At 73.5% G+C, this 25,005-nt stretch carries 21 protein-coding genes; 6 read left to right on the top strand and 15 right to left on the bottom strand.

What is annotated here, in order from left to right:
• Positions 1 to 74: 74 nt before the first annotated feature.
• Positions 75 to 1,460: a transcriptional regulator gene (locus ACH4ZA_RS07110; RefSeq protein ID WP_319276057.1), complete on the bottom strand. Its 1,386-nt coding sequence runs from the start codon at positions 1,458 to 1,460 to the stop codon at positions 75 to 77.
• Between the two features lie 332 nt (positions 1,461 to 1,792).
• On the opposite strand from ACH4ZA_RS07110, the gene ACH4ZA_RS07105 reads away from it, so the two are divergent.
• From ACH4ZA_RS07105 to ACH4ZA_RS07095, 3 genes are read left to right on the top strand one after another with little or no spacing between them, the layout of a single operon-like run.
• The gene (locus ACH4ZA_RS07105; RefSeq protein ID WP_319276350.1) at positions 1,793 to 2,455 is read left to right on the top strand and encodes a bifunctional DNA primase/polymerase; all 663 of its coding nucleotides are present in this window, start codon (positions 1,793 to 1,795) and stop codon (positions 2,453 to 2,455) included.
• 53 nt (positions 2,456 to 2,508) lie between these two features.
• The gene (locus ACH4ZA_RS07100; RefSeq protein ID WP_319276056.1) at positions 2,509 to 3,279 is read left to right on the top strand and encodes an ABC transporter ATP-binding protein; all 771 of its coding nucleotides are present in this window, start codon (positions 2,509 to 2,511) and stop codon (positions 3,277 to 3,279) included.
• The gene (locus ACH4ZA_RS07095) at positions 3,276 to 4,925 is read left to right on the top strand and encodes a transporter (RefSeq protein ID WP_398428378.1); all 1,650 of its coding nucleotides are present in this window, start codon (positions 3,276 to 3,278) and stop codon (positions 4,923 to 4,925) included. The genes ACH4ZA_RS07100 and ACH4ZA_RS07095 overlap by 4 nt, the downstream gene beginning before the upstream one ends.
• A gap of 28 nt (positions 4,926 to 4,953) precedes the next feature.
• Here the strand turns inward: ACH4ZA_RS07095 and ACH4ZA_RS07090 are convergent, their stop codons facing one another.
• Both ACH4ZA_RS07090 and ACH4ZA_RS07085 read right to left on the bottom strand, forming a co-directional pair.
• Positions 4,954 to 5,856: an alpha/beta hydrolase gene (locus ACH4ZA_RS07090; protein WP_319276055.1), complete on the bottom strand. Its 903-nt coding sequence runs from the start codon at positions 5,854 to 5,856 to the stop codon at positions 4,954 to 4,956.
• 526 nt (positions 5,857 to 6,382) lie between these two features.
• Positions 6,383 to 7,075 (bottom strand): metal-dependent transcriptional regulator, encoded by a 693-nt coding sequence (locus ACH4ZA_RS07085; RefSeq protein ID WP_319276054.1) that lies wholly within the window; start codon positions 7,073 to 7,075, stop codon positions 6,383 to 6,385.
• 307 nt (positions 7,076 to 7,382) lie between these two features.
• On the opposite strand from ACH4ZA_RS07085, the gene ACH4ZA_RS07080 reads away from it, so the two are divergent.
• Positions 7,383 to 8,126 carry an SIS domain-containing protein gene (locus tag ACH4ZA_RS07080; protein WP_319276053.1) on the top strand — a complete coding sequence of 248 codons (744 nt, stop codon included), beginning with the start codon at positions 7,383 to 7,385 and terminating at the stop codon, positions 8,124 to 8,126.
• A gap of 36 nt (positions 8,127 to 8,162) precedes the next feature.
• Here ACH4ZA_RS07080 and ACH4ZA_RS07075 read toward each other — a convergent pair whose 3' ends face one another.
• Positions 8,163 to 9,662 (bottom strand): PAS domain-containing protein, encoded by a 1,500-nt coding sequence (locus ACH4ZA_RS07075; protein ID WP_319276052.1) that lies wholly within the window; start codon positions 9,660 to 9,662, stop codon positions 8,163 to 8,165.
• Between the two features lie 775 nt (positions 9,663 to 10,437).
• On the opposite strand from ACH4ZA_RS07075, the gene ACH4ZA_RS07070 reads away from it, so the two are divergent.
• A complete protein-coding gene (locus ACH4ZA_RS07070) occupies positions 10,438 to 11,475 on the top strand; it encodes an isopenicillin N synthase family dioxygenase (RefSeq protein ID WP_398428375.1) in 1,038 nt (345 codons plus the stop codon).
• 13 nt (positions 11,476 to 11,488) lie between these two features.
• On the opposite strand, the gene ACH4ZA_RS07065 is transcribed toward ACH4ZA_RS07070, so the two are convergent.
• On the bottom strand, positions 11,489 to 12,589 hold the full coding sequence (locus ACH4ZA_RS07065) for a citrate synthase 2 (RefSeq protein ID WP_319276050.1): 1,101 nt from the start codon (positions 12,587 to 12,589) through the stop codon (positions 11,489 to 11,491).
• A 243-nt stretch (positions 12,590 to 12,832) separates the two neighbouring features.
• Here ACH4ZA_RS07065 and pdxH point away from each other — a divergent pair, with 243 nt between their 5' ends.
• Positions 12,833 to 13,555: a pyridoxamine 5'-phosphate oxidase gene (gene pdxH, locus ACH4ZA_RS07060; RefSeq protein ID WP_398428374.1), complete on the top strand. Its 723-nt coding sequence runs from the start codon at positions 12,833 to 12,835 to the stop codon at positions 13,553 to 13,555.
• Positions 13,556 to 13,592: 37 nt separating this feature from the next.
• Here pdxH and ACH4ZA_RS07055 read toward each other — a convergent pair whose 3' ends face one another.
• From ACH4ZA_RS07055 to ACH4ZA_RS07010, 10 genes are all read right to left on the bottom strand, one after another.
• On the bottom strand, positions 13,593 to 14,141 hold the full coding sequence (locus ACH4ZA_RS07055) for a hypothetical protein (protein WP_398428373.1): 549 nt from the start codon (positions 14,139 to 14,141) through the stop codon (positions 13,593 to 13,595).
• Between the two features lie 48 nt (positions 14,142 to 14,189).
• A complete protein-coding gene (locus ACH4ZA_RS07050; protein ID WP_319276047.1) occupies positions 14,190 to 14,798 on the bottom strand; it encodes a TetR/AcrR family transcriptional regulator in 609 nt (202 codons plus the stop codon).
• Positions 14,786 to 15,535, bottom strand: coding sequence for an enoyl-CoA hydratase family protein (locus ACH4ZA_RS07045; RefSeq protein WP_319276046.1), 750 nt, complete (start codon positions 15,533 to 15,535; stop codon positions 14,786 to 14,788). Before ACH4ZA_RS07045 ends, ACH4ZA_RS07050 begins: the two co-directional genes overlap by 13 nt.
• Entirely contained in the window at positions 15,532 to 17,100 is a 1,569-nt protein-coding gene (locus tag ACH4ZA_RS07040; protein ID WP_398428372.1) for a 4-coumarate--CoA ligase family protein, read from the bottom strand. The genes ACH4ZA_RS07045 and ACH4ZA_RS07040 overlap by 4 nt, the downstream gene beginning before the upstream one ends.
• 70 nt (positions 17,101 to 17,170) lie before the next feature.
• Positions 17,171 to 18,301 (bottom strand): acyl-CoA dehydrogenase, encoded by a 1,131-nt coding sequence (locus tag ACH4ZA_RS07035; protein ID WP_319276044.1) that lies wholly within the window; start codon positions 18,299 to 18,301, stop codon positions 17,171 to 17,173.
• A gap of 97 nt (positions 18,302 to 18,398) precedes the next feature.
• The gene (locus ACH4ZA_RS07030) at positions 18,399 to 20,246 is read right to left on the bottom strand and encodes a biotin carboxylase N-terminal domain-containing protein (RefSeq protein WP_319276043.1); all 1,848 of its coding nucleotides are present in this window, start codon (positions 20,244 to 20,246) and stop codon (positions 18,399 to 18,401) included.
• 5 nt (positions 20,247 to 20,251) lie between these two features.
• Positions 20,252 to 21,850: a carboxyl transferase domain-containing protein gene (locus tag ACH4ZA_RS07025; RefSeq protein WP_319276042.1), complete on the bottom strand. Its 1,599-nt coding sequence runs from the start codon at positions 21,848 to 21,850 to the stop codon at positions 20,252 to 20,254.
• Positions 21,847 to 23,541, bottom strand: a complete 1,695-nt coding sequence (locus ACH4ZA_RS07020; protein WP_398428371.1) for an acyclic terpene utilization AtuA family protein — start codon at positions 23,539 to 23,541, stop codon at positions 21,847 to 21,849. The genes ACH4ZA_RS07025 and ACH4ZA_RS07020 overlap by 4 nt, the downstream gene beginning before the upstream one ends.
• Positions 23,538 to 24,332: a TIGR03084 family metal-binding protein gene (locus ACH4ZA_RS07015; RefSeq protein ID WP_319276040.1), complete on the bottom strand. Its 795-nt coding sequence runs from the start codon at positions 24,330 to 24,332 to the stop codon at positions 23,538 to 23,540. The genes ACH4ZA_RS07020 and ACH4ZA_RS07015 overlap by 4 nt, the downstream gene beginning before the upstream one ends.
• A gap of 112 nt (positions 24,333 to 24,444) precedes the next feature.
• Entirely contained in the window at positions 24,445 to 24,885 is a 441-nt protein-coding gene (locus ACH4ZA_RS07010) for a hypothetical protein (RefSeq protein ID WP_319276039.1), read from the bottom strand.
• Between the last annotated feature and the right edge of the window lie 120 nt (positions 24,886 to 25,005).

Below are 25,005 nucleotides of genomic sequence, written 5' to 3'. Positions count from 1 at the left end.
TCGACGCCTCCCGTGCGCGACCTGGCCTTTTCCCGTGTGTTCATGCGGCGGCGACCCCGTGTTCACGCCCTCGTTCACGCCGCGGTCTGCAGCTCCAGCCGCGCTCCGAACTCCCTTACCACCGATTCGTCGCGGAACGGCTCCAGCCGCTGCTGGAGGTCGTCGAGGTACTCCGCGCCCCGGTTGGAGCGGAGCGTCTCCAGCAACTCGACCGCTTTCATACCTGTGTTGCAGGCCTGCTCGATCTCGCGTTGCTGCACCTGTGCGGTGGCGAGGAGCACGTAGCCGATCGCGCGCCGGCGCGCACGGCCCGGCGGATGCCCGGCCAGGGACTCCTCGGCGCAGCGCGCCGCCGCCTCGGGCTGGCCGAGGTCGCGGTGGCAGTGCGCCAACTCGTCGGCCAGATAGGCCTCGTCGAAGTGCGCGATCCACGTCGGGTCGTCCCCGGCGGACGGGTCGGCGGCGTCCAGCGCGGACACCGCCCGTCCGGCCGCCGCCTGCGTGCTCCGGACGTCGCCCAGCAGGGCGTGTCCGCGGGCCTCCGCGGCGAGGAACATCGCCTCCGCGCGCGGTGTCACCCGGCCCCGCGCGCCTTCCTGCGCGGCCCGCGCCAACTGCGCGATCTCGCGCGGGTTTCCGAGCTGTGCCGCGAGATGGCTCATGGAGGCCGCGAGCACGTATCCGCCGTATCCCCGGTCGCCCGCCGCCTGGGCCAGCCGCAGGGCCTGGATGTAGTAGCGCTGGGCGAGGCCGGGTTGGCCGGTGTCGACGGCCATGTACCCGGCGAGCTCCGTCAGCCTCGCGACCGCGGCGAAGAGTTCGCGGCCCACGGCCTCCCGGTAGGAGCCCGCGAGGAGCCCGGAGACGACGCTGTTGAGGTAGTGCACGACGACCGGGCGCACATGGCCGCTGCCGTACTGGTGGTCGAGGTCGACCAGGGCCTGCGTCATGGCCTTGACGGCCGCCACGTCGGACAGCCCCACCCGGGGCCCCGCGGACCGCGCCACCTGCGCGTCGGGCGAGGAGATCAGCCAGTCACGGCTCGGCTCGACCAGCGCCGAGGCGGCCACGGACGAACCGGAAAGGAAGTCCCGCCGGCCCACGTCGCTGCGCCACAGCTCGCAGACCTGCTCGATGGCCCCCAGTACCGTCGGCGAGAACTGGAGGCCCACGCCCGAGGCGAGGTTCTTGCCGTTGGCCATGCCGATCTCGTCGATCGTGACCGTGCGGCCGAGCTTGCGGCCCAGCGCCTCCGCGATGATCGCCGGGGCGCGCCCCCGCGGCTGCTGTCCGCGCAGCCAGCGCGCCACGGACGTCTTGTCGTAGCGCAGGTCGAGGCCGTGTTCGGCGCCGCACATGTTGACGCGGCGGGCGAGCCCGGCGTTCGAGCACGCCGCCTCCTGGATGAGCGCCTGCAGCCGTTCGTTCGGCTGCCGCGCGACTAGCGGCCTTGCGGCCATGGGCACTACCCCCTGTGGCTGCGGTGACCGGGGCGGCGGGTGCCTGCCCACACACCGGTTGACGTGTCTTCCACCGAAAAGTTCCGGCCGAGAAGATCGATGCCCCACGGTCGCACCGAAAATGCGAGGCATGAGCGGATTGCTGATGTTTGCCGAGCAATACGGGAATTGCCGGGTTACTGGCGGAAGCCGCCCCCCTCACCCTGGTTACCCGTTCCCGCGCCCGTTCCTCCCGCGCGCCCCCATCGATGCACCCATGCGCCCCGGACGCGGAATCGATGCTCCTCCCCCGCGCATTCTGGCGGGCGTAACCCCTGGTGACCGCTAGAGTTGTGTTCATCGTGGAAGAGACCATCGCGGGCGCCGACGCCACTCAAATCCCGAAGCAGCGCGGGGAATCGCTGCTCGAGACCGCTGTTCGCTACGCCGAGGAGCGTCATTGGGACGTGTTCCCGGGCGCTTGGCTGGAAGCCGTCGGCGGGATGCAGCGCTGCTCCTGCGGCGAAGCGGCCTGCGAGGCTCCGGGCGCGCACGCCACCCGGCCCGACTGGGCGACGCAGGCCACCGGCAGCGCGACCGTCGCACGCCGGATGTGGCAGAACCAGCCGAACGCCTCGATCCTGCTGCCGACCGGGCGGGCGTTCGACGCGATCTCCGTGCCGGAGACGGCCGGGTTCCTCGCGCTGGCGCGGATGGAGCGGATGGAACTGACGCTCGGTCCGGTCACGTTGACGCCCGACCGCCGGATGCAGTTCTTCGTGCTGCCGGGCGCCTCGGCGAAGGTGCCGGACCTGGTGCGCAAGCTGGGCTGGTCGCCCGCCGCCCTCGACCTGGTGACGCTCGGGGACGGCACGTACGTCGCCGCGCCGCCCACCCGGTTCGGATCCCGCGGGGCCGTGCAGTGGGCCTGCCGGCCGACGGCAGCGAACCGCTGGCTGCCGGACGCGGAGGAGCTGATCTCGCCGCTCGCATACGCCTGCGGACGGGACCGGTAGCCCGCGGCCTCCCGCCCCTGCTCGGCCGCCCCCGCCCACCGTAGGGTTCGGGCATGACGTCCGTACGCGTACGCAACCTGTGGAAGCGGTTCGGTCAGCAAGTCGCCGTCGCCGGGATCGATCTCGACCTGCCCTCGGGGAAGTTCATCGGCCTCGTCGGCCCCAACGGGGCGGGTAAGACGACGACGTTGTCCATGGTGACCGGGCTGCTGCGGCCCGACCAGGGGTCGGTCGAGATCGCCGGGCGCGACGTGTGGCAGGACCCGGTCGAGGTGAAGGCCCGGATCGGGGTGCTGCCGGAGGGGCTGCGGCTGTTCGAGCGGCTGTCGGGACGTGAACTGCTCGGCTACAGCGGGCGGTTGCGGGGACTGCCGGGCGCCGAGGTCGACAAGCGGGCCGCACAGCTGCTCGACGTCCTCGATCTGGCCGGCGCCCAGCACAAGCTCGTGGTCGACTACTCGACCGGCATGCGCAAGAAGATCGGCCTCGCCGCCGCTCTGCTCCACAACCCCGAAGTGCTCTTCCTCGACGAGCCGTTCGAGGGCGTCGATCCGGTCTCCGCGCAGATCATCCGGGGTGTGCTGGAGCGGTACACGGCGTCCGGGGCGACGGTCGTCTTCTCCTCACACGTCATGGAGCTCGTGGAGTCGCTGTGCGACTGGGTGGCGGTGATGGCGGCGGGGCGGATCCGCGCGCACGGCACGCTGGAGGAGGTGCGCGGCCGGGCGCCCTCGTTGCAGCAGGCGTTCCTCGAACTCGTCGGGGCGCAGGGCCGGGACACCGGCTCCGACCTCGACTGGCTGGGCGGCGGGGCGGCCCGGTGAGCGAGCCGACCCCCGCACCGGCCCCGGCCGCGACCGCCCCGGCCCCGGGCGCCTCCGCTGCGGACCTCGTCGCCACCGTCGTACGGCTGAAGCTGTCGCTGCTGCGCAACGGGCTGCGGCAGTCGGGCGGGCGGCGGGCCGCGTATGTCGCCTCCGCCGTCGTCACCCTGCTGTTCGCCGCGTTGCAGCTGCTCGGGCTGATCGCGTTGCGGGGGCACGACCACGCGGTCTCCCTGGTCGTGCTGCTGGTGGCGGTGCTGGGGCTCGGGTGGGCGGTGATGCCGCTGTTCTTCCCCGGCGGCGACGAGACGCTGGACCCGACCCGGCTGGTGATGCTGCCGCTGCGGCCCCGTCCACTGGTGCGGGCGCTGCTGGCGGCCTCACTGGTGGGCATCGGACCGCTGTTCACGCTGCTGCTGCTGGCGGGGTCGGTGATCTCCGTGGCGCACGGGGCGGCCGCCTGGGCGGTCGGGGTGCTCGCCGTCGCGCTGGCGCTGCTGGTGTGCGTGGCGTTCGCGCGAGCGGTGGCCGCCGCCAACATCCGGCTGCTGAGCAGCCGCAAGGGACGCGATCTGGCGGTGCTGAGCGGCCTGGTGATCGCGATCGGGGCGCAGGCGGTGAACTTCGGGGCGCAGCGGCTCGGCACGTCCGGGCTGGGGCAGCTCGAACCGGTCGGGGACGTGCTGCGGTGGCTGCCGCCCGCCTCGGCGCTCGGCGCGGTCGACTCGGTGAGCGAGGGCGCCTACGGGGTCGCCGCGGCGCAGCTCGCCGTGAGCGGGGTGGCGCTGGTGCTGCTGGTGGCGGCGTGGTCGCGCACCCTGACGCGGCTGATGACCTCGCCGGACGGCTCCACCCTGCAGGCCGCCGAGCCGGCCGCGCGCGAGCGGCGCAACTCGGCGGGGCTGGTGCGGCTGCTGCCCGGCGGGCGTACCGGCACGGTGATGGAACGCACCCTGCGCTACGTCTGGCGCGACCCGAAGACGAAGGCCGCGTGGGTGACCTCGCTGGCCATCGGGTTGATCGTGCCCGTCTTCAACGCGCTTCAGGGCACCGGCTCGATCTACTTCGCCTGCTTCGCCGCGGGCATGCTCGGCATCCAGATGTACAACCAGTTCGGGCAGGACACCTCGGCGTTCTGGATGGTGGCGATGACCATCTCCTCACGCCGGGACGCCTACGAGGAGCTGCGCGCGCGTGCGCTGGCCCTGCTGACGATCACGCTGCCCTACGCGACGCTGGTGACCGTGCTGACCACGGCGATGCTCGGCGACTGGCCGAAGCTCCCCGAGGCGCTCGGCCTGTCGTTCGCGCTGCTCGGCGCGATGCTGGCGACGGGCGCCTGGACCTCGGCGCGCTTCCCCTACTCGATCCCTCAGGAGGGGTACAAGAACGTCGCCCCCGGTCAGGCCGGCCTCGCCTGGATCGCGATCTTCGGCGGGATGGTCTCGGCCGCACTGCTGTGCGCGCCCGTCCTCACGGTGACGATCTGGCTGCACGTCACCGAGGGCGGCGACGCGTGGACCTGGCTGCTGCTGCCGGGCGGTACGGCCTACGGCGCGGCCGTCACGCTGCTGGGCCTGCGGCTGGCGGCGCCGCGCACCGCGTCGCGCCTGCCGGAGATCCTGACGGCCGTGAGCAAGGGCTGACGGCGGGAGGCCGCGGGCGGCGGCGCGGTCAGCCCGACTCGGCGAGCACGGCGTCCAGGAACGGCTCGATGGCCGCGCGCCACCCCTCCGGCTGGTCGTAGTGGACGAGGTGCCCCGCGTCGGGCACCTCGGCGTACTCGCCGCGGGGCAGTACCCGGACCATCTCCTGGGCCTCGGCCCGGCCGAGCTCGCCGTCGAGGCCGCGGACGACGAGAACCGGGCAGCGGACCTGCGTCAGCTCCTCCCAGTGCGCGTCGTAGACCCAGGTCTCGCGGGACTTGAGCATCTGCTCGGGCTCGAAGACGGGACGCCACCCGTCGGACGACTCCTGCATCACCTCGGCGTAGAACTCGCCCCGGGAGGGGTTGGGGCGCTCCACCCAGGGGTCGTCCTCGCCGAACCACTTGCGGACGTCGGCGAGCGTGGCGAAGGGGACGGGCCAGGAGGCGAACCAGTCGCCCCATTCGCGCTGCGAGGCCGCGCCGAGCGCGGAGGCCCGCATGTCGCAGACGACGAGGCCGCGCACCAGGTCGGGACGCTTGGCGGCGAGCTGCCATCCGGTGAGTGCTCCCATGGCGTGCCCGACGAGGACGGCCGGGGCGAGTCCGAGCTGCTCGAGGGCCGCCTCCGCGTCCTCGACGTAGGCCTCGCGGGTGAAGGCGGCCCGCGGCGGCTTCTCGCTCTGCCCGTGGCCCCGCTGGTCCAGGGCGACCGCGCGGTGCCGTTCGGAGAGCCAGCGGGCGGTGGACGCCCAGTGCGAGGCCCTGCCCATCAGGCCGTGCAGTAACAGCACGCCGGAGGGCTGCTCGGACTCGGTCCGCTCCTCCCGCCCGCCGGTGGACTGCGTCGGGATCCCCTTGGGCGGGTCGCCGAACTCCCAGGCCGCCAGACGTACGCCGCCCGCCCCGGTCACGTCGATGCGTCGCGCCATACGTCCTGGCACCCCCCTAGCCGTCGTACCGCTGCGCTGCCGATGCCTTCGTACTGCCTTCAATCACCTCAGGCTATCGAATACCCTTTCGAGAATTGCACTCTCCGCGCACAACACCGCTCGTTCGAGTGACCGTCCTCAGGGAATGATCCCCGCTGCCGAGGGGAGATTCTCACCGGGAGGCGGACCGCTCGGGGAAAACGGTCCGAGGGGAATGACCCTGGGAGCTCGGGGCTCCGGGTCAGCACAGGGGAGGACAGGCCCCGGCGCCGCACGGCGCCGGGGCCCTCCGCTGTTCCGCGGCACACCATCCCGCCCCCTCAGGTCATATGCCTCACGCGACAGCCTGGCACGGGATGCGTCGAAGCGCTGCGATTCGACACAGGCGATCTCCGATTCGGCGAGATCGCCGCCACGCCGCAACTGCCCCACACGTCTCAGGAGTTGGCCAAAGGTCGCCGTTTGCGCGACGATCACCGGCCGCACCCGGCCACGCCCGGCCGCCTCGACGGCTGCGGCGCTCGGCTCAGCGCTTGGCGACGAACACGTGGGACGCGACCTCCGCCTTCAGCTCGGCCGCCTCGCCGCCGCTGCCGACCAGCACCCCGCCCGCCGACTCCGTCACGCTCACCACCGAGCCGGGCTGGACGCCCGCGCGGCGCAGCGTGTACATCAGCTGGGCGTCCGTCTGGATCGGCTCGCCGATCCGGCGCACGACGACCGTCTTGCCCTCCGCGCCGGGGTCGAGGTCGGCCAGCGAGACCATGCCCGCGTCCAGGAACGGGTCGGCGCCGTCCTTCTCGCCCAGCTCCTCCAGACCCGGGATCGGGTTGCCGTACGGCGACTCCGTGGGGTGCCGCAGCAGCTCCAGCACGCGTCGCTCGACGGCCTCGCTCATCACGTGCTCCCAGCGGCAGGCCTCGGCGTGCACCTGCTCCCACTCCAGGCCGATCACGTCGACCAGCAGGCACTCGGCCAGGCGGTGCTTGCGCATGACGCGCGTGGCGAGCCGCCGGCCCTCGTCCGTCAGCTCCAGGTGCCGGTCGCTGGCGACCGAGACCAGGCCGTCGCGCTCCATGCGCGCCACCGTCTGGCTGACCGTGGGCCCGCTCTGGTCGAGGCGCTCGGCGATCCGGGCACGCATGGGGACCACACCTTCCTCCTCCAGCTCGAGGATGGTGCGGAGATACATCTCCGTGGTGTCGATCAGTCCGGACATCGATGCCCCTCGATTAGCTCTGCCGAAGGCTCCACGGCACATCGGCGCGTGCGCTGGCCCTGAACCCAATTCTGCCGGATACCACTGACAAGCGTGCCGCGCCGTCGAAACCGGACGGTTGCCTCCGGACGCGCGACGCCGCGCGGAGCCGGGCCCCGGGCCCCGCCGAACGCCGTCACCCGCGCCGTCACCCGCCGTATTGACACCGCACTGGTCCAGACCGCACCGTGATCCGCGGCACGGACATCCACCTGGACAGCGACCCGGACACCCACCCGGGCGCCGACACGGCAAAGGGGCCCCTCGGATGAGCGACCGCAAGCTCGCCGCCCAGTTCTTCGACGCCGCGATCACCCTGCTGCAGCGGGCCCGCGACGAGGAGGCCGACGCCGTCGAGGCGGCCGGCGCGCTGCTCGCCGACACCGTGGCCGCCGGCGGCCGGCTCTTCGCCTACGGCGCCGGCCACTCCGCGCTCGCCGCGCAGGACGTCGTCTACCGCGCGGGCGGCCTCGCCCTGATGAACCTTCTCGAGGTGCCCGGCGTCGAGGTCGCGTCCGGCCCGCTCGGCTCCACCCTGGAGCGCGTCGACGGCCTCGCGCGCGCCGTCCTGGACAACTCGCCCCTGCGCGCGGGCGACACGCTCGTCATCGTCTCCCTGTCCGGACGCAACGCGCTGCCGGTGGAGATGGCCCGCGAGGCCCGCGCCCGGGGAGTACGGGTCATCGGCGTGACGTCGGTCGCCTACGCCGCACGGACGGGGTCCCGCGACGTCTCCGGCACGTTCCTGAAGGACCACTGCGACCTCGTCCTGGACTCGAAGATCGCGGTCGGCGACGCCGAGCTCACCCTGGACGCCGTTCCCGTGCCGTTCGCCCCCGCCTCGACCGTGGTCACCTCGGCGCTCCTGCAGGCCGTCATGGCCACCGCGGCCGGCGCCCTCGCCGAGCGCGGCGTCGAGCCGCCGCTGCTGCGTTCCGGCAACGTCGACGGCGGCCTCGACTGGAACGCCCGGATCATGGAGAAGTACCGGGACCGGATCTTCTACGGCTGACTTCCCATGGGCGGCGCACGGCCCGCGCGCGGGGGTTCAGCCGCCGGCCGTGTCCGCCCGGGCCTCGCGCCCCGCCCCGGCGGCGGCCAGGTCCGCCAGGTCCAGGGCCGCCGCCATCCGGCCGGCGACGTCCTCGGCGTACGTCGCGTCGATGCGCTCGAACGCGGAGCGGCCCGCGCCGCGCAGGAACGTCACGACGCCCAGGGTGCGGCCACGGCTGCGCAGCACCGCGCACAGGGCGTGCACCGTGCCCTCCGGCCACTGGCGGGCCCTGGCCCATTCCCGCGCCTCGTCGGCCGGCGCCGAACCCGCGCCCGCCCGCACCGAACCGGCCCGGGCGACGCACTGCAGCGCGGGGTGGCCCTCGGCGTAGCGCAGCGGCAGGCCCGCGTGCCCGGTGAGGACGCTGGGGCCGGGACCGCCCGTCGGCGTGGCCGCGACCCGCATCAGCCGCAGCCGCCCGGCGGACGCCGGATCGGCGGACGCGCCGCCCATCAGCCGGTCCACCAGCGCGTGGTCGGCGAACCCGGCCAGCGCGAAGTCGAGATGGACGGTCGCCGCCTCGGACGGGTCCTCGCACTCGGCGGCCGCGCGGGCCGCCCGGTGCAGCTGGTTGGCGCGGAAGCGCAGCTGCGAGGCCTCCTGCTCGCCCTGCTTGGCCTCCGTGACGTCCTGGAAGATCCAGCCCACCCCGAGCGGCACCGGCTCCTCGGCGAGCGGCGAGGCCAGCCTGAGGAAGCCGCTGCGCCAGCAGCGCCGCCGTTCGCCGTCCGCGGTGCGCACCCCGACCCACAGCTCCGCGGGTGCGGGCGGGGCGCCCTCGGCGAGGACGTGCGTCAGCGCGTTCTCCAGCTCCTCCACACCCCGGGTGAGGAGTTCGCCCAGCGGGCGGCCCAGGACCGCCGTGCGTCCGGCGCCGAGGGCGTGGGCGGCGTGCGCGTTGACGACGGCGGGGCGCAGGTCGGCGTCGACCAGGACGACGCCCCAGGAGGCGTCGTCGAAGAGCGCCTCGCTGAGCGCGATGGAGCGTTCCAGGTCGATCTGGGCGTGCACCTCGCTGAAGGCGCAGTACAGCCCGGCGGGCTTGCCGTCGGGGCCGGGCACGGCGGCGGACTGGGTGCGCACGAGGACCCGGCCGCCGTCCTTCGTCACCAGGGCGAACTCGTGCACCTGGCGGCCCGGCGCGTGCATGGCCGACAGCAGCCGGCCCTCGATGTCGGCGGCGTCGGCCTCGCGCACCGCCCAGCCGGCGAAGCCGTGCCGGCCGACGGCCTCGGCGGCGCTCCAGCCGAGGATGCGTTCCGCCTCGCGGTTCCAGTGCGTGACGATCCCGTCGCCGTCGAAGGCGCACAGCGCCGCGTCCATGCCGTCCAGCAGCGCGGCGAGCAGATCGGCGCCGTCCGGGCCGACCGGGGCGTTCTCGGCGGCAGGCGTGCCGTCGGGGGGCTTCGGGCCGTCCTCGCCCGGCCGACCGGGCCGCTCGGGCTCGTCCGGCCCCAGCTCGTCGGTGGTCCCACTACGCCGGGAAGCACTCACCTGGACCCCCTGCAGGTTCGCTCACTTGCCCTCATTGAACTGGAACGTGACGCAGCCCACATATGATTCCCGCAAGATTGCCGGGGAATCGTCGCACCGCCCCCCGGTCACGCCGGGGCAGGTGCCGCAGGTCCGCCCATTCCGCCCCCAGGACCGGCCGCGTCGCCGCCGTCCCGAAAAACAGTTGAGCCGGCCGGGCGGGCTTCCTAGAGTGGCGGCACTTCGGAAAGGAGGTGGTTCGGCAGATGTATGGATACCGGACGGAAGAGGTGACTGCGGGCTAGCAGCCCGTCGTCGTACTCGGTTCGGCGCCGGACGCGCGTGTGCACGATGCACGCAGCCGGCCAGACCAACGCAGTCACCCGACCCGCGAGTCGCCGGTACGTCCGGCCGGCCCCTCCTCGGAGAGGACCAGACTCGCGGGTCGCCTGCGTTCACGCCTTGTCCGGAACGGGTCGGCGCCTTCGACCCTCGTTCCCGTAGGTCCTTCGGCGTGTGATCCAGGCCACGCACGGATTTCCCGTCGCGCAGTACTCTGGCGGCATGCTTTCGCTCGTACGACGCCGCCACGTGGACTACGTCCGCGTCACGAGCATGGGCTGTCGACGCTCCCGCTGAGCCTTCCGGCCCCCGCCGCGGTTCTCACCGCCGCCCGCGTTCCCGCGTTCCCCCGCCTCTCCGCGGATTCCGCGTTCCCCCCGTCTCTGCCCACCTGGCACCCATGGGCCGGCCCACCCCACGCCGGCCGCGGGCCCCGTACACCCACGGACGCACCATGACGAGCGTGACCCACCTCCCGGCCGAACCGTCCTACCGGCAACTGCCGATCATCGACCTCTCCGCCGCCGACCGCGGACCCCAGGCGCGGAAGCTGCTGCACGCGCAGCTGCACAGCGCCGCACACGACGTGGGCTTCTTCCAGCTGGTCGGCCACGGCGTCGGCCGGCGGGAGACCGAGGACCTGCTGACCGCCATGCGGGCCTTCTTCGCACTGCCCGAGGCCGAGCGGCTCGCGATCGACAACGTGAACTCGCCGCACTTCCGCGGATACACGCGGACCGGCGACGAGCGGACCGGCGGCCGGCAGGACTGGCGGGACCAGCTCGACATCGGGGCGGAGCGGCCCGCGCGGACGCCGGGACCGGACGAGCCCGCGTACTGGTGGCTCCAGGGACCCAACCAGTGGCCCGGCGGGCTGCCCGAGCTGCGCACGGCCGCGCTCGCCTGGATCGAACGGCTGAGCGCCGTCGCCGAGAAGCTGCTGCACGAACTGCTCGACGCCATCGGGGCGCCCGCGGACTTCTACGACCCGGTCTTCGGGGAGCGCGCGCATCCGCACCTGAAGCTCGTGCGGTACCCCGGGAGCGCGGGGGACGGGGCCGGTCAGGGGGTGGGGGCCCACAAGGACTACGGGTTCCTGACCCTGCTCCTCCAGGACCGGGTGGGCGGGCTCCAGGTGCAGCGGGAGGACGGGCTGTTCCATGACGTGCCGCCGCTGGACGGGGCCTTCGTGGTGAACCTCGGAGAGCTGCTGGAGGTCGCGACCAACGGCTACCTCCTGGCCACCAACCACCGGGTGGTGTCGCCGCCGAGCGCGGTCGAGCGGTACTCCGTGCCGTTCTTCTACAACCCGCGCCTGGACGCCCGCGTCGAGCCGCTGCCCTTCCCGCACGCCTCCGCCGCGCCCGGAGTGACCGACGACCCCGCCAACGTGCTGTTCGCCGAGTACGGCTTCAACGAGCTGAAGGGCAAGCTGCGCGCCCATCCGCTCGTGGCCGGGCGGCATCACGCGGAGCTGCTCAGCCCCGCGTGATCACCGGCCCGGGTCAGTTCGCGATGTCGCCGTAGCCCTCGATCTCCCGCGGGTTGCGCGATCCCGGGCCGACGTAGCGGGCCGACGGACGGACCAGGCGGCCGGTGCGCTTCTGCTCCAGGATGTGCGCCGACCAGCCGGCCGTGCGGGCGCAGGTGAACATCGACGTGAACATGTGCGCCGGGACTTCGGCGAAGTCCAGCACGATGGCCGCCCAGAACTCGACGTTCGTCGCGAGGACCCGGTCCGGGCGGCGGGCGTGGAGCTCGGCGAGCGCCGCCTTCTCCAGTGCTTCGGCGATCTCGAAGCGGGGTGCGCCGAGCTCACGGGCGGTGCGGCGCAGCACGCGCGCGCGGGGGTCCTCGGCGCGGTAGACGCGGTGGCCGAAGCCCATCAGGCGCTCGCCCCTGTCGAGGGCCTGCCTGACGTAGGCGTCGGCGTCGCCGGTCCGTTCGATCTCCTCGATCATGCCGAGCACGCGGGAGGGGGCGCCGCCGTGCAGCGGGCCGGACATGGCGCCCACGGCGCCGGAGAGCGCGGCGGCGACGTCGGCGCCGGTCGAGGCGATCACCCGGGCGGTGAAGGTGGACGCGTTCATGCCGTGCTCGGCCGCGGACGTCCAGTACGCGTCGACCGCCTTCACGTGCTTGGGGTCGGGCTCGCCCCGCCAGCGGATCATGAAGCGTTCGACGACGGAGCGGGCCTTGTCGATCTCCCGCTGCGGGACCATGGGCGTGCCCTGGCCGCGCGCCGACTGGGCGACGTAGGAGAGGGCCATGACGGCGGCGCGGGCGAGGTCCTCGCGGGCCTGCTCGGCGTCGATGTCGAGGAGCGGCTTGAGGCCCCAGACCGGCGCGAGCATGGCGAGCGCGGACTGGACGTCGACGCGGATGTCACCGGAGTGGACGGGGATCGGGAACGGCTCGGCGGGCGGCAGGCCGGGGTTGAAGGCGCCGTCCACGAGCAGGCCCCAGACGTTGCCGAAGGAGACGTGGCCGACCAGGTCCTCGATGTCGACGCCCCGGTACCGCAGGGCGCCGCCCTCCTTGTCGGGTTCGGCGATCTCCGTCTCGAACGCGACGACTCCTTCGAGTCCGGGTACGAAGTCGGACATGAGGCGGCTCCTCGTGAGTGTGCGACGGACGGGCCGGAGGCTCCGCGGTCCGGTGCACGTCGATCCGGATCGACGCGCGGGGACTCGCGGTCCTGGCGCTCTCCCCAGTGATGCCCCGTAGGGCCGGCGGTCACCCGACCGGGGTGGCATCTCACCCTATCCGTGAGTGCCACCTTTGGGGAGTGCCAGCGGCACTGAGTGCCATTCGATGCGGCCCGGGTGGGTCGTCCGCGTCGGAGGGCCATGCGGCAGGATGGCGGTGTGACCGACGCAGACGCCGCCTCCCCCGGACCGGGCCTCGGTGCCGGTCCCGGTCCCGCGCTCGACCCCGCCGCCATGCGCAAGCAGTACCGGGTCGAGGGGCTCGCCGAGAGCGAGCTGGCCGCGACGCCCGTGGAGCAGTTCGCCCGCTGGTTCAAGGACGCGGCCGTGGAGGCCCACCTCTTCGAGCCGAACGCCATGGTCGTCTCCACCGCGGACGCCGAGGGCCGGCCCAGCTCCCGCACGGTGCTGCTGAAGCAGTTCGACGAGCAGGGCTTCGTCTTCTACACCAACTACGAATCCCGCAAGGCCCGCGACCTCGCCGGGAACCCGCACGTCTCGCTGCTCTTCCCGTGGCATCCGATGGCCCGGCAGGTCATCGTGCGGGGCGTGGCGCGGCGCACCGGGCGCGACGAGACGGCTGCGTACTTCCGCACCCGGCCGCACGGCTCACAACTGGGCGCGTGGGCCAGCGCCCAGTCCTCGGTGATCGCCTCGCGCGACGGTCTCGACGCCGCCTACGCCGAGCTGGCGGCCCGCTACCCGGAGGGCGAGCAGGTGCCGGTGCCGCCGCACTGGGGCGGTTTCCGGGTGGCGCCGCGGTCGGTGGAGTTCTGGCAGGGCCGTCTGAACCGCCTGCACGACCGTCTGCGGTACGTGGCGGAACCGGACGGCAGCTGGCGCGTGGAGCGGCTCAGCCCCTGAGCGGACGCCCCGCCCGCCGACCACGTGGGCCGGCCGCTCAGACCTTGCCCGCGAGGAACGCGATGCGGTGCCCGGACAGGAGCTCCGCCGTCCGGGCGCGGAACGCCTCGCTGAGCCGTGGCCAGTTCCAGAACTGGAACCCCAGGCAGGCGAGGGCCAGGTGGTCCTCCGACCAGTTCCAGGCGGGCAGCGGGAAGTCCTCGCCGCAGGCGTGGCAGCGAAACTCGGCCTCACCGGTCCTGTGCCACCGCTCGACCGCCTCCGAGATGAGCAGCGGGTCCGCGGCGACTGCCGCACAGCGCGGGCAGCTCGTCGACGGCTCGCGGGCGAGGAACGTGCTGTGGAAGACGCGGCGCTCGCTGTGCACGACCACGCCTTCCGGGGCGCCTCCGTAGGCGTCGTCGACCGCCTTGTGCCACCGCGGTCCGGGCGGATGGGCCGGCAGCTCGCCGAGGCCCCAGCCCGCCTCCGCGTCGGCGAGCACGATGCCCTCGGCCACCCACAGGTCCACCACGGACCGCGCGAGTCGCCGCGCGTCCTGCGGTGCGGCGTCGCGGTCGACGATCGTCTGGAACGTGTCACCCATGCCCGACGCCGTAGGGCCCCGGGTCGGTCCCGGGGGACGGCGCCGCTCTCAGCCGAGCGCTTCGTCCAGCAGGGCCGCCCACTGCGTCACCACCCGCTCGCGGCGCGGTCCGTCGTCGGTGAGGAGGTTGGCGAGGCCGAGGCCGCGGGCCATGTCGAGGAGTCCCTGGACCCTCTCGCGGACCCCGGGCACGGACTCGTCGGCGTCGAGGAGCTCCACGGCTATGCGGTGGGTCTCGCGGCCCACCCGGGCCTCCAGCTCGGTGACCCTCGGGCGCAGCTGCTCCTCGTTGGAGGCGGCCACCCACAGGTGCAGGGCGGCCCGGAAGAGGGGGCCCGTGTAGAGGTCGACGAGGGCGCTGACGACCGCGCGCCGGTCACCGGCCGCGCCCTGCGGGAACAGCGCGCGCAACGCGGTCGAGCGTTCCTCGGCGACGTACTCGACGGCCGCGGTGAACAGGTCCTCGCGGGTGGGGAAGTGGTGCTGGGCGGCGCCGCGGGAGACGCCCGCGCGTTCGGCGACGACGGACACCGTGGAGCCCGCCCAGCCGTGCTCGCCGAGGCAGGCCACGGCTGCCTCCAGCAGCCGCTGCCGGGTGGCCCGGCTGCGGTCCTGCTTGGGGACGCGGTCGCGGTCGACCGCGCTCACAGCGCCCATGCGGGATCCCGTCGTTCGAGGAAGGCCGTCATCCCCTCGCGGGCCTCGGCGGTGGCGAACAGCCGGGCCGAGAGTGCGGTGAGATCGGCGGCATCCCGGTCGAATGCCTCCAGCACCCTAGCCGTGAGCAGCCGTTTCGTCTCGGCCAGGCCTTGCGGCGCGGATCTGCGGAACCCGTCGAGGACAGGGGCGAGGACGGCGTCGACGTCGTCGCCGGACGCGGTCAGCAGACCGATGCGGGCCGCCTCGGGGGCGTCGAAGCGCTCGCCGGTGAGGTAGTAGCGGGCGAGGGCCCGCGGGTCGGTGCGCGGGAGCAGCGGCAGGGAGATCACCGCCGGCGCCACCCCGATCCGCACCTCCGTGAACGCGAAGGTCGCCGCGGCGGAGGCGGCCGTGACGTCGCAGGCGGCGAGCAGGCCGAGCCCGCCGGCGCGTACGTGCCCGGTGACGCGGGCGACGACCGGCTTGGGCAGGGCGACGATCCGGCGCAGCAGTCCCACGAACGCGTCCGGGCCGGGCGGGTCGCGCAGATCGGCGCCGGCGCAGAACGTGCCGCCGGTGTGGGTGAGGACCACCGCGCGGACGCCCGGGTCCCCGGCGCAGTCCGCGAGGGCGTCTGCGAGGGCGTCGACGAGCGCCGAGGAGAGGGCGTTGCGGGTGGCGGGCGCGTCGAGACTGAGCGTCTCGACGCCCCGCGCGCGGGTGCGTCCGACGAGGGGCGCCGTGGGCGTGGTCATGTGCGCTCCCTGAGACGGCGGCGGAGGATCTTGCCCGAGGCGGCTCTGGGCACGGCGTCGACGAAGGTGACGTGACGGACGCGCTTGTAGGGGGCGACCCGCTCGGCGACGTACATGGCGACCTCCCCCGCGGCGAGCTCGGGGGCGGTGGGACGGCGGACCACGAAGGCGTGCGGGACCTCGTTGCCGTCGTCGTCGTAGACGCCGACGACGGCGGCGTCCGCGATCTGCGGGTGGGTGAGCAGCAGCGCCTCGAGTTCGGCGGGGGCCACCTGGAAGCCCTTGTACTTGATGAGTTCCTTGACGCGGTCGACGACGAACAGCCAGCCGCCCTCGTCGACCCGCCCGACGTCGCCGGTGTGCAGCCAGCCGGCGTCGTCGATCATGGCGGCGGTGGCGTCGGGGCGGCCCAGGTAGCCCTTCATGACCTGCGGCCCCCGGATGAGGATCTCGCCGGCCTCGCCGGCGCCGAGATCCTTTCCGGGGTCGTCGAGGGAGACGATGCGCATCTCGGTGCCGGCGATGAGCCGGCCGACGGTGCCGCCGGGGGCCTCGCGCATGGCGGACAGGGGGACGACGTGGGTGCCCGGCGACAGTTCCGTCATGCCGTAGGCCTGGCCCACGGGCGGGAGGTTCAGGCGCTCGGCGCAGGCCGCGGCGAGGTCGGCGTCCAGCGGTGCGGCCGCGCTGATCACGTACTTCAGCGACGTCAGGTCGTAGGCGGCGACCGCCGGGTGCTTGGCGAGGGCGAGGACGATCGGCGGGGCCACGTACAGGCCGGTGATGCGGTGCTCCTGGATGGCGGCGAGGAACGTCTCGAGGTCGAAGCGGGGCAGGACGACGACCGTGGCGCCCTGCCGCAGCGGCGCGTTCATCAGCGCGGTGAGTCCGTAGATGTGGAAGAAGGGCAGCACGGCGAGGATGCGGTCGCCGGGGCCCGCGGAGACCGCCGGTTCGAGCTGGGCGAGGTTGGTGGCGATCTGCCGGTGGGTGAGCATCACGCCCTTGGGGACGCCCGTGGTGCCGGAGGAGTACGGCAGGGCCGCGACGTCCGCCGCCGGGTCGATGACGATCTGCGGCTCGGGGGCCGCCGAGCCGAGCATGTCGATCAGCGAGCGGTGTCCGGGGGCGGTGTCGCAGACGAAGATCTCCTCGACGCCGCCCGCGAGTTCGGCGGCCCGCCGGGCCGCCTGCAGCAGCGGCGAGACGGTGACGATCCAGCGGGCGGCCGAGTCGCCGAGCTGTTTGGCGAACTCCTCGGCGGTGGCGAGCGGATGCACCGTGGTGACGGTGGCGCCGGCGCGGGTGGCCGCGTAGAAGGCGATCGGGAACGCGACGGTGTTCGGGCTGTGCAGCGCCAGCACGTCGCCCTTGGCGACCCCGGCCTCGGCGAGGGCGGCCGCGACCCGCCGGTGGAACCGGTCCAGCTGGTCGTACGTGAGGGTGGTGCCGTCCGTGCCGTCGACGAGGGCGGGCAGCTCGCCGAACTCGGCGGCGCGGCCCAGCACGGCCTCGTGGATGGGGAGTTCTATGGGCGGGACGTCTGCGTACTCGCTGCGGAACATGGTCCTCCTCGGACGCCGGGCACGCGCTGTGCGGCCGGGCGCTTCGGGCCGGTGCGGCCGGTGAGACGGTTCAGTACGACTTGGGCAGGCCCAGGGTCTGGTGGGAGACGTAGTTGAGAATCATCTCCCGGCTCACCGGGGCGATACGAGCCACGCGGGAGGCCGTTATCAACCGGGCGAGGCCGTACTCGCGCGTGAGGCCGTTGCCGCCGAGGGTGTGCACGGCCTGGTCGACCGCCTTCACGCAGGCCTCCCCCGCCGCGTACTTGGCCATGTTGGCGGCCTCGCCCGCGCCCGCGTCGTCGCCCGCGTCGTACAGCCGGGCCGCCTTCTGCATCATCAGGCGGGCCAGTTCGAGGTCGATGTGGGCCTGTGCGAGGGGGTGGGCGACGGCCTGGTGGGCGCCGATGGGGGTGTCCCAGACGGTGCGTTCGCGCGCGTACTCGACCGCGCGGGCCAGGGCGTGCCGGCCCATGCCGATCGCGAACGCGGCCGTCATGACGCGCTCCGGGTTCAGACCGGCGAAGAGCTGCAGCAGTCCGGCATCCTCGTCGCCCACCAGCGCGTCGGCCGGGAGCCGCACGTCGTCCAGGACCAGCTCGAACTGTTTCTCCGCACTGGTCAGTTCCATGTCGATCCGGCGGCGGGAGAAGCCGGGCGCGTCGCGCGGGACGATGAACAGGCAGGGCTTGAGGCGGCCCGTGCGCGCGTCCTCGGTGCGGCCGACGATCAGGGTGGCGTCGGCGATGTCCACGCCGGAGACGAAGACCTTGCGGCCGGTGAGCAGCCAGTCCCCGCTCGCGCTGTCGCGGCGGGCGGTGGTGGTGATGCGGTGGCTGTTGGAGCCGGCGTCGGGCTCGGTGATGCCGAACGCCATGAGGCGGCTGCCGTCGGCCAGCGCCGGGAGCCACGTCTGCTTCTGGGCCTCGGTGCCGAAGCGGGCGATGACCGTGCCGCAGATCGCCGGGGAGACGATCATCATCAGCAGTGGGTTGCCGGCGGCGCCCATCTCCTCGAGGACGAGGGAGAGTTCGGTGATGCCGCCGCCTCCTCCGCCGTAGCTCTCGGGGAGGTTGACGCCGATGTAGCCGAGTTCGGCGGCCGCCCGCCAGAGGTCGGCGGTGTCGGTGTGGGCCTTGGCGAAGGAGGCCACGGCTGCGCGCAGTGCCTTGTGCTCGTCGGATTCGATCAGGGTCGTCACTGTGGCTCCTCTGGCTGCGGGTTCGTCGTGGTCGGTCGCGCTCACGCGGCGGAGCCGCATGTCGATGCAGCCCCGCGCCCTGACGCCGTGACCGGGACTAGGCGTCGTGCACTACTGCCAGCAGGGCGCCGACCTGCACCTGCTGTCCTTCCGTCACCTGGACCGCCGTCACCGTCCCCGTCGCCGGGGCGGAGATGACGTGTTGCATCTTCATCGCTTCGAGCCACACCAGCGGTTCACCCGCTTCGACACTCGATCCGGTGATGAGACCCGGCGCGAGCTTGACGACCGTGCCCGGCATCGGGGCCAGGAGGGAGCCGGGGGCGTGCTGGGCCTGCGGGGCCGGGAAGCGCGGGAGGGCCGTGAGGGTCTCGCCGTTGACGTGGACCTGGTCGCCGTAGCGGGCGATCTCGTAGCGGCGGCGTACGCCCTCGGACTCCAGGACGACCAGGGACGGGGTCGCGTGGACGACCTGGACGCCCTCGGCCATGAGCCCGGCCCGGCCGTGTGTGTACGCCGCCTCGATCTCCTCGCCGCCCACCGCGTACCGCTTCGTCTGCGGCTGGGACGGCACGTTGCGCCAGCCGCCGAACGGTGAGCGGGTGCGGGCGTCGGCGAGGGCGGCGGCCAGCGGGGCGTACGGGTCGCGCGCCGGAGCGGTGAGGGCGCCGAGGTGCCGGTCGTAGAAGCCGGTGTCCATGCGGGCGGACGTGAACTCCGGGTGCCGCAGGGAGCGGACCAGCAGGTCGCGGTTGGTGACCGGCCCGTGCAGGACCGCGCGTTCCAGGGCGCCCGCGAGCCTGCGGATCGCCTCCGCGCGCGTGGGGGCGTGGGCGACCACCTTGGCGAGCATCGGGTCGTAGTGGACGCCGATGTCGTCGCCGTCGCCGTAGCCGGTGTCCAGCCGGACGCCTTCGGGCACGGACAGCCGGTGCAGGACGCCGGTCTGCGGGGTCCAGTCGGCTGCCGGATCCTCGGCGTAGAGGCGGGCCTCGACGGCGTGACCGCGCGCGGGCGGCGGCTCGGGGGCGAGGGCGGCGCCCTCCGCGACCCGGATCTGCTCGGCCACCAGGTCGAGCCCGAAGACAGCCTCCGTGACGGGGTGTTCGACCTGGAGCCGGGTGTTCATCTCCAGGAAGTGCGGGCGGCCGTCCGCGACCAGGAACTCGACGGTGCCGGCGCCGACGTAGGAGACGGCCCGCGCGGCGCGCACGGCCAGCGCCCGCAGTTCCTCCGTCAGGGGCTCGGACAGACCGGGCGCCGGCGCCTCCTCGATCACCTTCTGGTGGCGCCGCTGGAGCGAGCAGTCGCGGGTGCCGAGCGCCCACACCGTGCCGTGCGCGTCGGCGAGGATCTGCACCTCGACGTGACGGCCGTTCTCCACGTACGGCTCGACGAACACCTCGCCGTCGCCGAAGGCGCTCGCGGCCTCGGCGCGCGCGGCCTCCAGCGCGGGGCCCAGTTCTGTCAGGCGGCGCACGACCCGCATGCCGCGGCCGCCGCCGCCCGCCGCCGCCTTCACCAGCACGGGCAGGTCGGCCTGCGTCACCTCGTCCGGGGCCGGGGCGGTGAGGCCCATCAGCTGTTTGGCGCGGGTCTTGGACGCCATGGCCTCGATCGCCTCGGGCGGCGGCCCGATCCAGACGAGGCCCGCGTCCAGGACGGCGCGCGCGAAGTCGGCGTTCTCCGACAGGAAGCCGTAGCCGGGGTGCACGGCGTCCGCGCCCGCGGCGACGGCGGCCTTGACCACGAGGTCGGCGCGCAGATAGGTGTCCGCGGGCGAGCTGCCGGGCAGCCGTACGGCCGCGTCGGCCACGCGCGTGTGGAGCGCGCCGGCGTCGGCGTCCGAGTGCACGGCGACGGTGCGCACGCCCGCCTCGCGGCAGGTGCGGAAGACGCGGCAGGCGATCTCGCCGCGGTTGGCCACCAGAACGGAAGTAATCATGAGCCTCACATCCGGAAGACGCCGAAGCCGCCGCGGGCGCCCTCGTACGGGGCCGTGTGCACGGCCGACAGGCACAGACCGAGGACGGTGCGGGTGTCGCGCGGGTCGATGACGCCGTCGTCGTACAGCCGACCCGACAGGAACATGGGCAGCGACTCGGACTCGATCTGCTGCTCCACCATGGCGCGCAGGGCGGCGTCGGCGTCCTCGTCGTAGGGGTGGCCCTTCGCCGCCGCCGACTGCCGGGCGACGATCGACAGGACGCCGGCGAGCTGTTGCGGTCCCATCACGGCCGACTTGGCGCTCGGCCAGGCGAACAGGAACCGGGGGTCGTAGGCGCGTCCGCACATGCCGTAGTGGCCGGCGCCGTACGACGCGCCCATGAGCACCGACAGGTGCGGGACCCTCGAGTTGGACACCGCGTTGATCATCATCGCGCCGTGCTTGATGATGCCGCCCTGCTCGTACTCCTTGCCGACCATGTAGCCGGTGGTGTTGTGCAGGAAGAGCAGCGGGATGTCGCGCTGGTTGGCGAGCTGGACGAACTGGGCGGCCTTCTGCGACTCGGCGCTGAACAGGACGCCCTGGGCGTTCGCCAGGATGCCGACGGGGTAGCCGTGCAGGGTCGCCCAGCCGGTCGTCAGGCTCGTCCCGTACAGCGGCTTGAACTCGTCGAAGTCGGAGTCGTCGACGATCCGGGCGATGACCTCGCGCGGATCGAAAGGGGTCCGCAGATCCCCGGGCACTATGCCCAGGAGCTCTTCCTCGTCATACCTGGGAGGGACGGCCGGGCCCGGGTCCGGGTACGCCCTGCGGTGGTTGAGGCGGGCCACCACGCGCCGCGCCTGGCGCAGCGCGTCCCGCTCGTCGACGGCGAAGTGGTCGGCGAGACCGGACACGCGCGCGTGCATCTCCGCGCCGCCCAGGGACTCGTCGTCGCTCTCCTCCCCGGTGGCCATCTTCACCAGCGGCGGTCCACCGAGGAACACCTTCGCCCGCTCCTTGACCATGATCACGTGGTCGGACATGCCGGGGACGTACGCGCCGCCCGCGGTGGAGTTCCCGAAGACCACGGCGACGGTCGGGATGCCGGCAGCGGAGAGCCGGGTCAGGTCGCGGAAGACGGCGCCTCCCGGGATGAAGATCTCCTTCTGGGACGGCAGGTCGGCGCCGCCCGACTCCACCAGGCTGATGCAGGGCAGCCGGTTGGCGAGCGCGATGTCGTTGGCGCGCAGGGCCTTCTTCAGCGACCACGGGTTGCTGGCGCCGCCCCGCACGGTGGGGTCGTTGGCGGTGATCAGGCACTGGACGCCCTCGACGACCCCGATGCCGGTGACGAGGGAGGCGCCCACGGCGTGGTCGCTGCCCCAGGCGGCCAGCGGCGACAGTTCCAGGAACGGGGTGTCGGGGTCGAGGAGCAGCTCGATGCGCTCGCGGGCGAGGAGCTTGCCGCGCGCGCGGTGCCGGGCGACGTACTTCTCGCCTCCCCCCGCCAGCGCCTTCGCGTGCTCCGCGTCGAGGCCGGCCAGCTTGCCGAGCATCGCCTCGCGGTGGGCGCGGTAGTCGGCGCCGTGGGTGTCCAGGGCGGACGTGATGACCGTCAAAGGAGGGCCTCCGGGATGTCCAGGCAGCGGGAGCGCAGCCATTCGCCGAGCGCCTTGGCCTGTGGGTCGAAGCGGTGCCGGTCGGCCACGCCGGCGCCGAGGACGCCCTCGACGACGAAGTTCAGGGCGCGCAGCCGCGGCAGGACGTGCCGGGTGACGGTCAGGGGGCGGCACTCGGGGAGGAGTTCGCGCAGCCGGTCGGTCGTCAGCTCGTGGGCGAGCCAGCGCCAGGCGTCGTCCGTCCGCGCCCAGACGCCGACGTTGGCGTCGCCGCCCTTGTCGCCGCTGCGGGCGCCGGCGACCAGTCCGAGGGGTGCGCGCCGCACGGGGCCGGGCGGCAGCGGTTCGGGCAGGCCGGGTTCCGGCGCCGCCTCGAGCGGACGGGTGTCCTCGGCCGGCGGCGCGGGGACGGTCAGACGGCGGCCGTCGTGCAGGACGGCGACGTGCTCGACGTCCGCCTGCGGGACGGACGACGCCTCGAACACGCCGTACGGGGATCCCTTGCCCGGGGGTGCGAGGAGATGGAAGCCGGGGTAGCTGCCGAGTGCGAGCTCCACGGCAGCCCCGCTCAAGGACCGCCCGACGAGCGCCTGTTCGGGGTCCCGCACGACGAGCCGCAGCAGCGCGCCGGCGGTCTCCTCGGTGTCGGCGTCTGGCCGGTCCGTGCGGACGAGTTCCCAACGGACCTCTGCCGGGGGCGACTTGGCGAGTGCGTCGGTCATCTGCTCGCGCACCAGCGCCGCCTTGGCCTCGATGTCGAGGCCGGTGAGCACGAAGACGACCTCGTTGCGGAAGCCGCCGAGGCGGGTGCGGCCGACCTTGAGGTCGGGCGGCGGGGCCTCGCCCCGCACGCCGTCGATCCGCACCCGGTCCGGGCCGTCCTCGGTGAGCCGCACCGTGTCCAGCCGGGCGGTGACGTCGGGGCCGGCGTACCGGGCGCCGCCCGTCTCGTACAGCAGCTGGGCGGTCACCGTGCCGATGTCCACGAAGCCGCCCGTGCCGGGGTGCTTGGTGATGACGCAGCTGCCGTCCTCGTGGATCTCGGCGAGCGGGAAGCCGGGCCGCCGCAGGTCACGTCCGGCGCCGCCGTCGGCGAAGAACGCGTAGTTGCCGCCCGTCGCCTGCGTCCCGCACTCCAGTACGTGACCGGCGACGACCGCGCCCGCAAGGCGGTCGTAGTCCCGCGGCCCCCAGCCGAAACGGGCGGCGGCGGGACCGGTGACCAGGGCCGCGTCGGTGACCCGCCCGGTGACGACGACGTCCGCGCCCTCGCGCAGACAGGCGGCGATGCCGAAGCCGCCGAGGTAGGCGTGGGCGGTGAGGCTGCCGGGGAACGCGGGGCCGAGGTCGTCGCCCTCGACGTGCGCGACGCGCACCGGGATGCCGAGCCGTCGCGCCGTCTCCCGCACGGCGTCGGCGAGTCCGGCCGGGTTGAGGCCGCCGGCGTTGGCGACGATCCGCACCCCGCGCTCGTGGGCGAGGCCGAGGCACTCCTCGAGCTGCCGCAGGAAGGTGCGGGCGTAACCGGCGGCGGGATCCTTCAGCCGGTCGCGGCCGAGGATCAGCATGGTCAGCTCGGCGAGGTAGTCACCGGTGACGACGTCCAGCTCGCCGCCAGTGAGCATCTCGCGCAGGGCGTCGAAGCGGTCGCCGTAGAAGCCGGAGGCGTTGCCCACGCGCAGCACGCTCATGAGTCCGTCCCCTTGGGCGGACGGCCGCTGCCGGGCGGCCCCGCGAAGGCCTGGGCGACGTCCAGCCAGCGGTCGGCGTCGGCGCCCTCGGCGCGCAGACCGAGGTCGGCGCGGTGGGCGCGCTGGGTCACCAGGAGGCAGAAGTCGAAGGCGGAGCCGGTGACCCGGTCGTCGGCGTCCTCGGGACCGAACGTCCACAACTGACCCGAGGGGCTGCGCAGTTCCACGCGGAACTCCTCGAAGGGCGTGGGCAGTCCGTGCACGCCGAACGCGAAGTCACGGGTGCGCACGCCGAGGCGCACGATGTGCCGCAGCCGATCGGTCGGCAGGGGTTCCACGCCGAGCGCGTCCGCCACGTCCAGGCCGTGGGCCCAGGTCTCCATGAGCCGCGCGGTGGCCATCGAGGCGACGGCCATCGGCGGGCCGTACCAGGGGAAGCGCGCACCCGGCGGGGCGGCGCGCAACGCCTCCTGCAAGGCCTCGCGTCCGGCCCGCCAGTCCGCGAGGAGCTGCTCGGGGGGCTGCGCGGCCCCCTCCTCGGCGCCGTTGTCCACGAAGTCGCCGGGCGCGGTGAGCGCCTTCTCGACCTCACGGGAGAAGGCGCCCTCGTCGGTCACGGCCAGCACGGAGGATCGGTCGGTCCAGGCGAGATGGGCGATCTGGTGCGCGACGGTCCAGCCGGGGGCGGGCGTCGGCAGCGCCCACTGCGCTGCTCCCAACCCGGCCACCCGGCGGTCGAGTTCGTCGCTTTCGGCACGGAGGTCGTCGAGCACGGGGGTGGGGTCGGCCATGGGTGGAGCATGGCAGCGGCACCAAAAACAATCAAGCATGCTTGCATGAATTAATGCACCGTCCGCACCCCGGCCGCTCCGTGACGCGCCGCACGGAGAACGCGCGGCGGGGTCACATGGAGAACTCGCAGTAGAGGTGGTGCCCCGCGGCGCGCGCCGGGACGGCCACCTCCGCCAGATCCGTCAGGAACGCGACCAGGTCCTCCGGGTACCAGCCGGGCGAGAACTCCTCGATGCGCGACCAGGGCTCGGCGACCTCGCGGAAGCGGTCGGGCGTCGCCGTCGCCACAGCGTCCCGCAGCTCGTCGGTCACGGTCACCAGCGCCTGCTCCGACGCCTCGTCGGTGAGGAACCGGCAGAAGCGCGGCAGCCGGATGACCTCGCCGTACGGCACACCGGTGAGCAGGCTCTGCCCCTGGCCCAGTTCGACATAGGGGCCGAGGCCCTTCACGGACAGGGGCGACAGGGGACGCTTCTCGACCTGCCGCCAGAACAAGTCCGTGAACGCCGCCTCGTCGTCGGCGGCGCTGAAGTATTCGTAGAACGTGCCCATGGGCGCATGCTGCCACCCGCGCCGAAGGCCTCCGCCAGGCCCGCGTCAAGCCGCCGTCAAGCCTTGCCCAACGCCCGCCCGCGCCTTTCGCGCACAGCCCGCCCGCACCCTTCGCCCACA

The sequence above is a fragment of the Streptomyces sp. NPDC020597 genome (genome assembly GCF_044335095.1).
Classification (GTDB): Bacteria; Actinomycetota; Actinomycetes; order Streptomycetales; family Streptomycetaceae; genus Streptomyces.
This window is presented reverse-complemented; position numbering and strand designations above follow the sequence as displayed.

Coding starts and splice junctions, on each gene's coding strand:
- ACH4ZA_RS07110 (WP_319276057.1), bottom strand. CDS start 1,460: ATGGCCGCAAGGCCGCTAGTCGCGCGGCAGCCGAACGAACGGCTGCAG.
- ACH4ZA_RS07100 (WP_319276056.1), top strand. CDS start 2,509: ATGACGTCCGTACGCGTACGCAACCTGTGGAAGCGGTTCGGTCAGCAA.
- ACH4ZA_RS07090 (WP_319276055.1), bottom strand. CDS start 5,856: ATGGCGCGACGCATCGACGTGACCGGGGCGGGCGGCGTACGTCTGGCG.
- ACH4ZA_RS07085 (WP_319276054.1), bottom strand. CDS start 7,075: ATGTCCGGACTGATCGACACCACGGAGATGTATCTCCGCACCATCCTC.
- ACH4ZA_RS07080 (WP_319276053.1), top strand. CDS start 7,383: ATGAGCGACCGCAAGCTCGCCGCCCAGTTCTTCGACGCCGCGATCACC.
- ACH4ZA_RS07070 (WP_398428375.1), top strand. CDS start 10,438: ATGACGAGCGTGACCCACCTCCCGGCCGAACCGTCCTACCGGCAACTG.
- ACH4ZA_RS07065 (WP_319276050.1), bottom strand. CDS start 12,589: ATGTCCGACTTCGTACCCGGACTCGAAGGAGTCGTCGCGTTCGAGACG.
- pdxH (WP_398428374.1), top strand. CDS start 12,833: ATGCGGCAGGATGGCGGTGTGACCGACGCAGACGCCGCCTCCCCCGGA.
- ACH4ZA_RS07055 (WP_398428373.1), bottom strand. CDS start 14,141: ATGGGTGACACGTTCCAGACGATCGTCGACCGCGACGCCGCACCGCAG.
- ACH4ZA_RS07050 (WP_319276047.1), bottom strand. CDS start 14,798: ATGGGCGCTGTGAGCGCGGTCGACCGCGACCGCGTCCCCAAGCAGGAC.
- ACH4ZA_RS07045 (WP_319276046.1), bottom strand. CDS start 15,535: ATGACCACGCCCACGGCGCCCCTCGTCGGACGCACCCGCGCGCGGGGC.
- ACH4ZA_RS07040 (WP_398428372.1), bottom strand. CDS start 17,100: ATGTTCCGCAGCGAGTACGCAGACGTCCCGCCCATAGAACTCCCCATC.
- ACH4ZA_RS07030 (WP_319276043.1), bottom strand. CDS start 20,246: ATGATTACTTCCGTTCTGGTGGCCAACCGCGGCGAGATCGCCTGCCGC.
- ACH4ZA_RS07020 (WP_398428371.1), bottom strand. CDS start 23,541: ATGAGCGTGCTGCGCGTGGGCAACGCCTCCGGCTTCTACGGCGACCGC.
- ACH4ZA_RS07015 (WP_319276040.1), bottom strand. CDS start 24,332: ATGGCCGACCCCACCCCCGTGCTCGACGACCTCCGTGCCGAAAGCGAC.
- ACH4ZA_RS07010 (WP_319276039.1), bottom strand. CDS start 24,885: ATGGGCACGTTCTACGAATACTTCAGCGCCGCCGACGACGAGGCGGCG.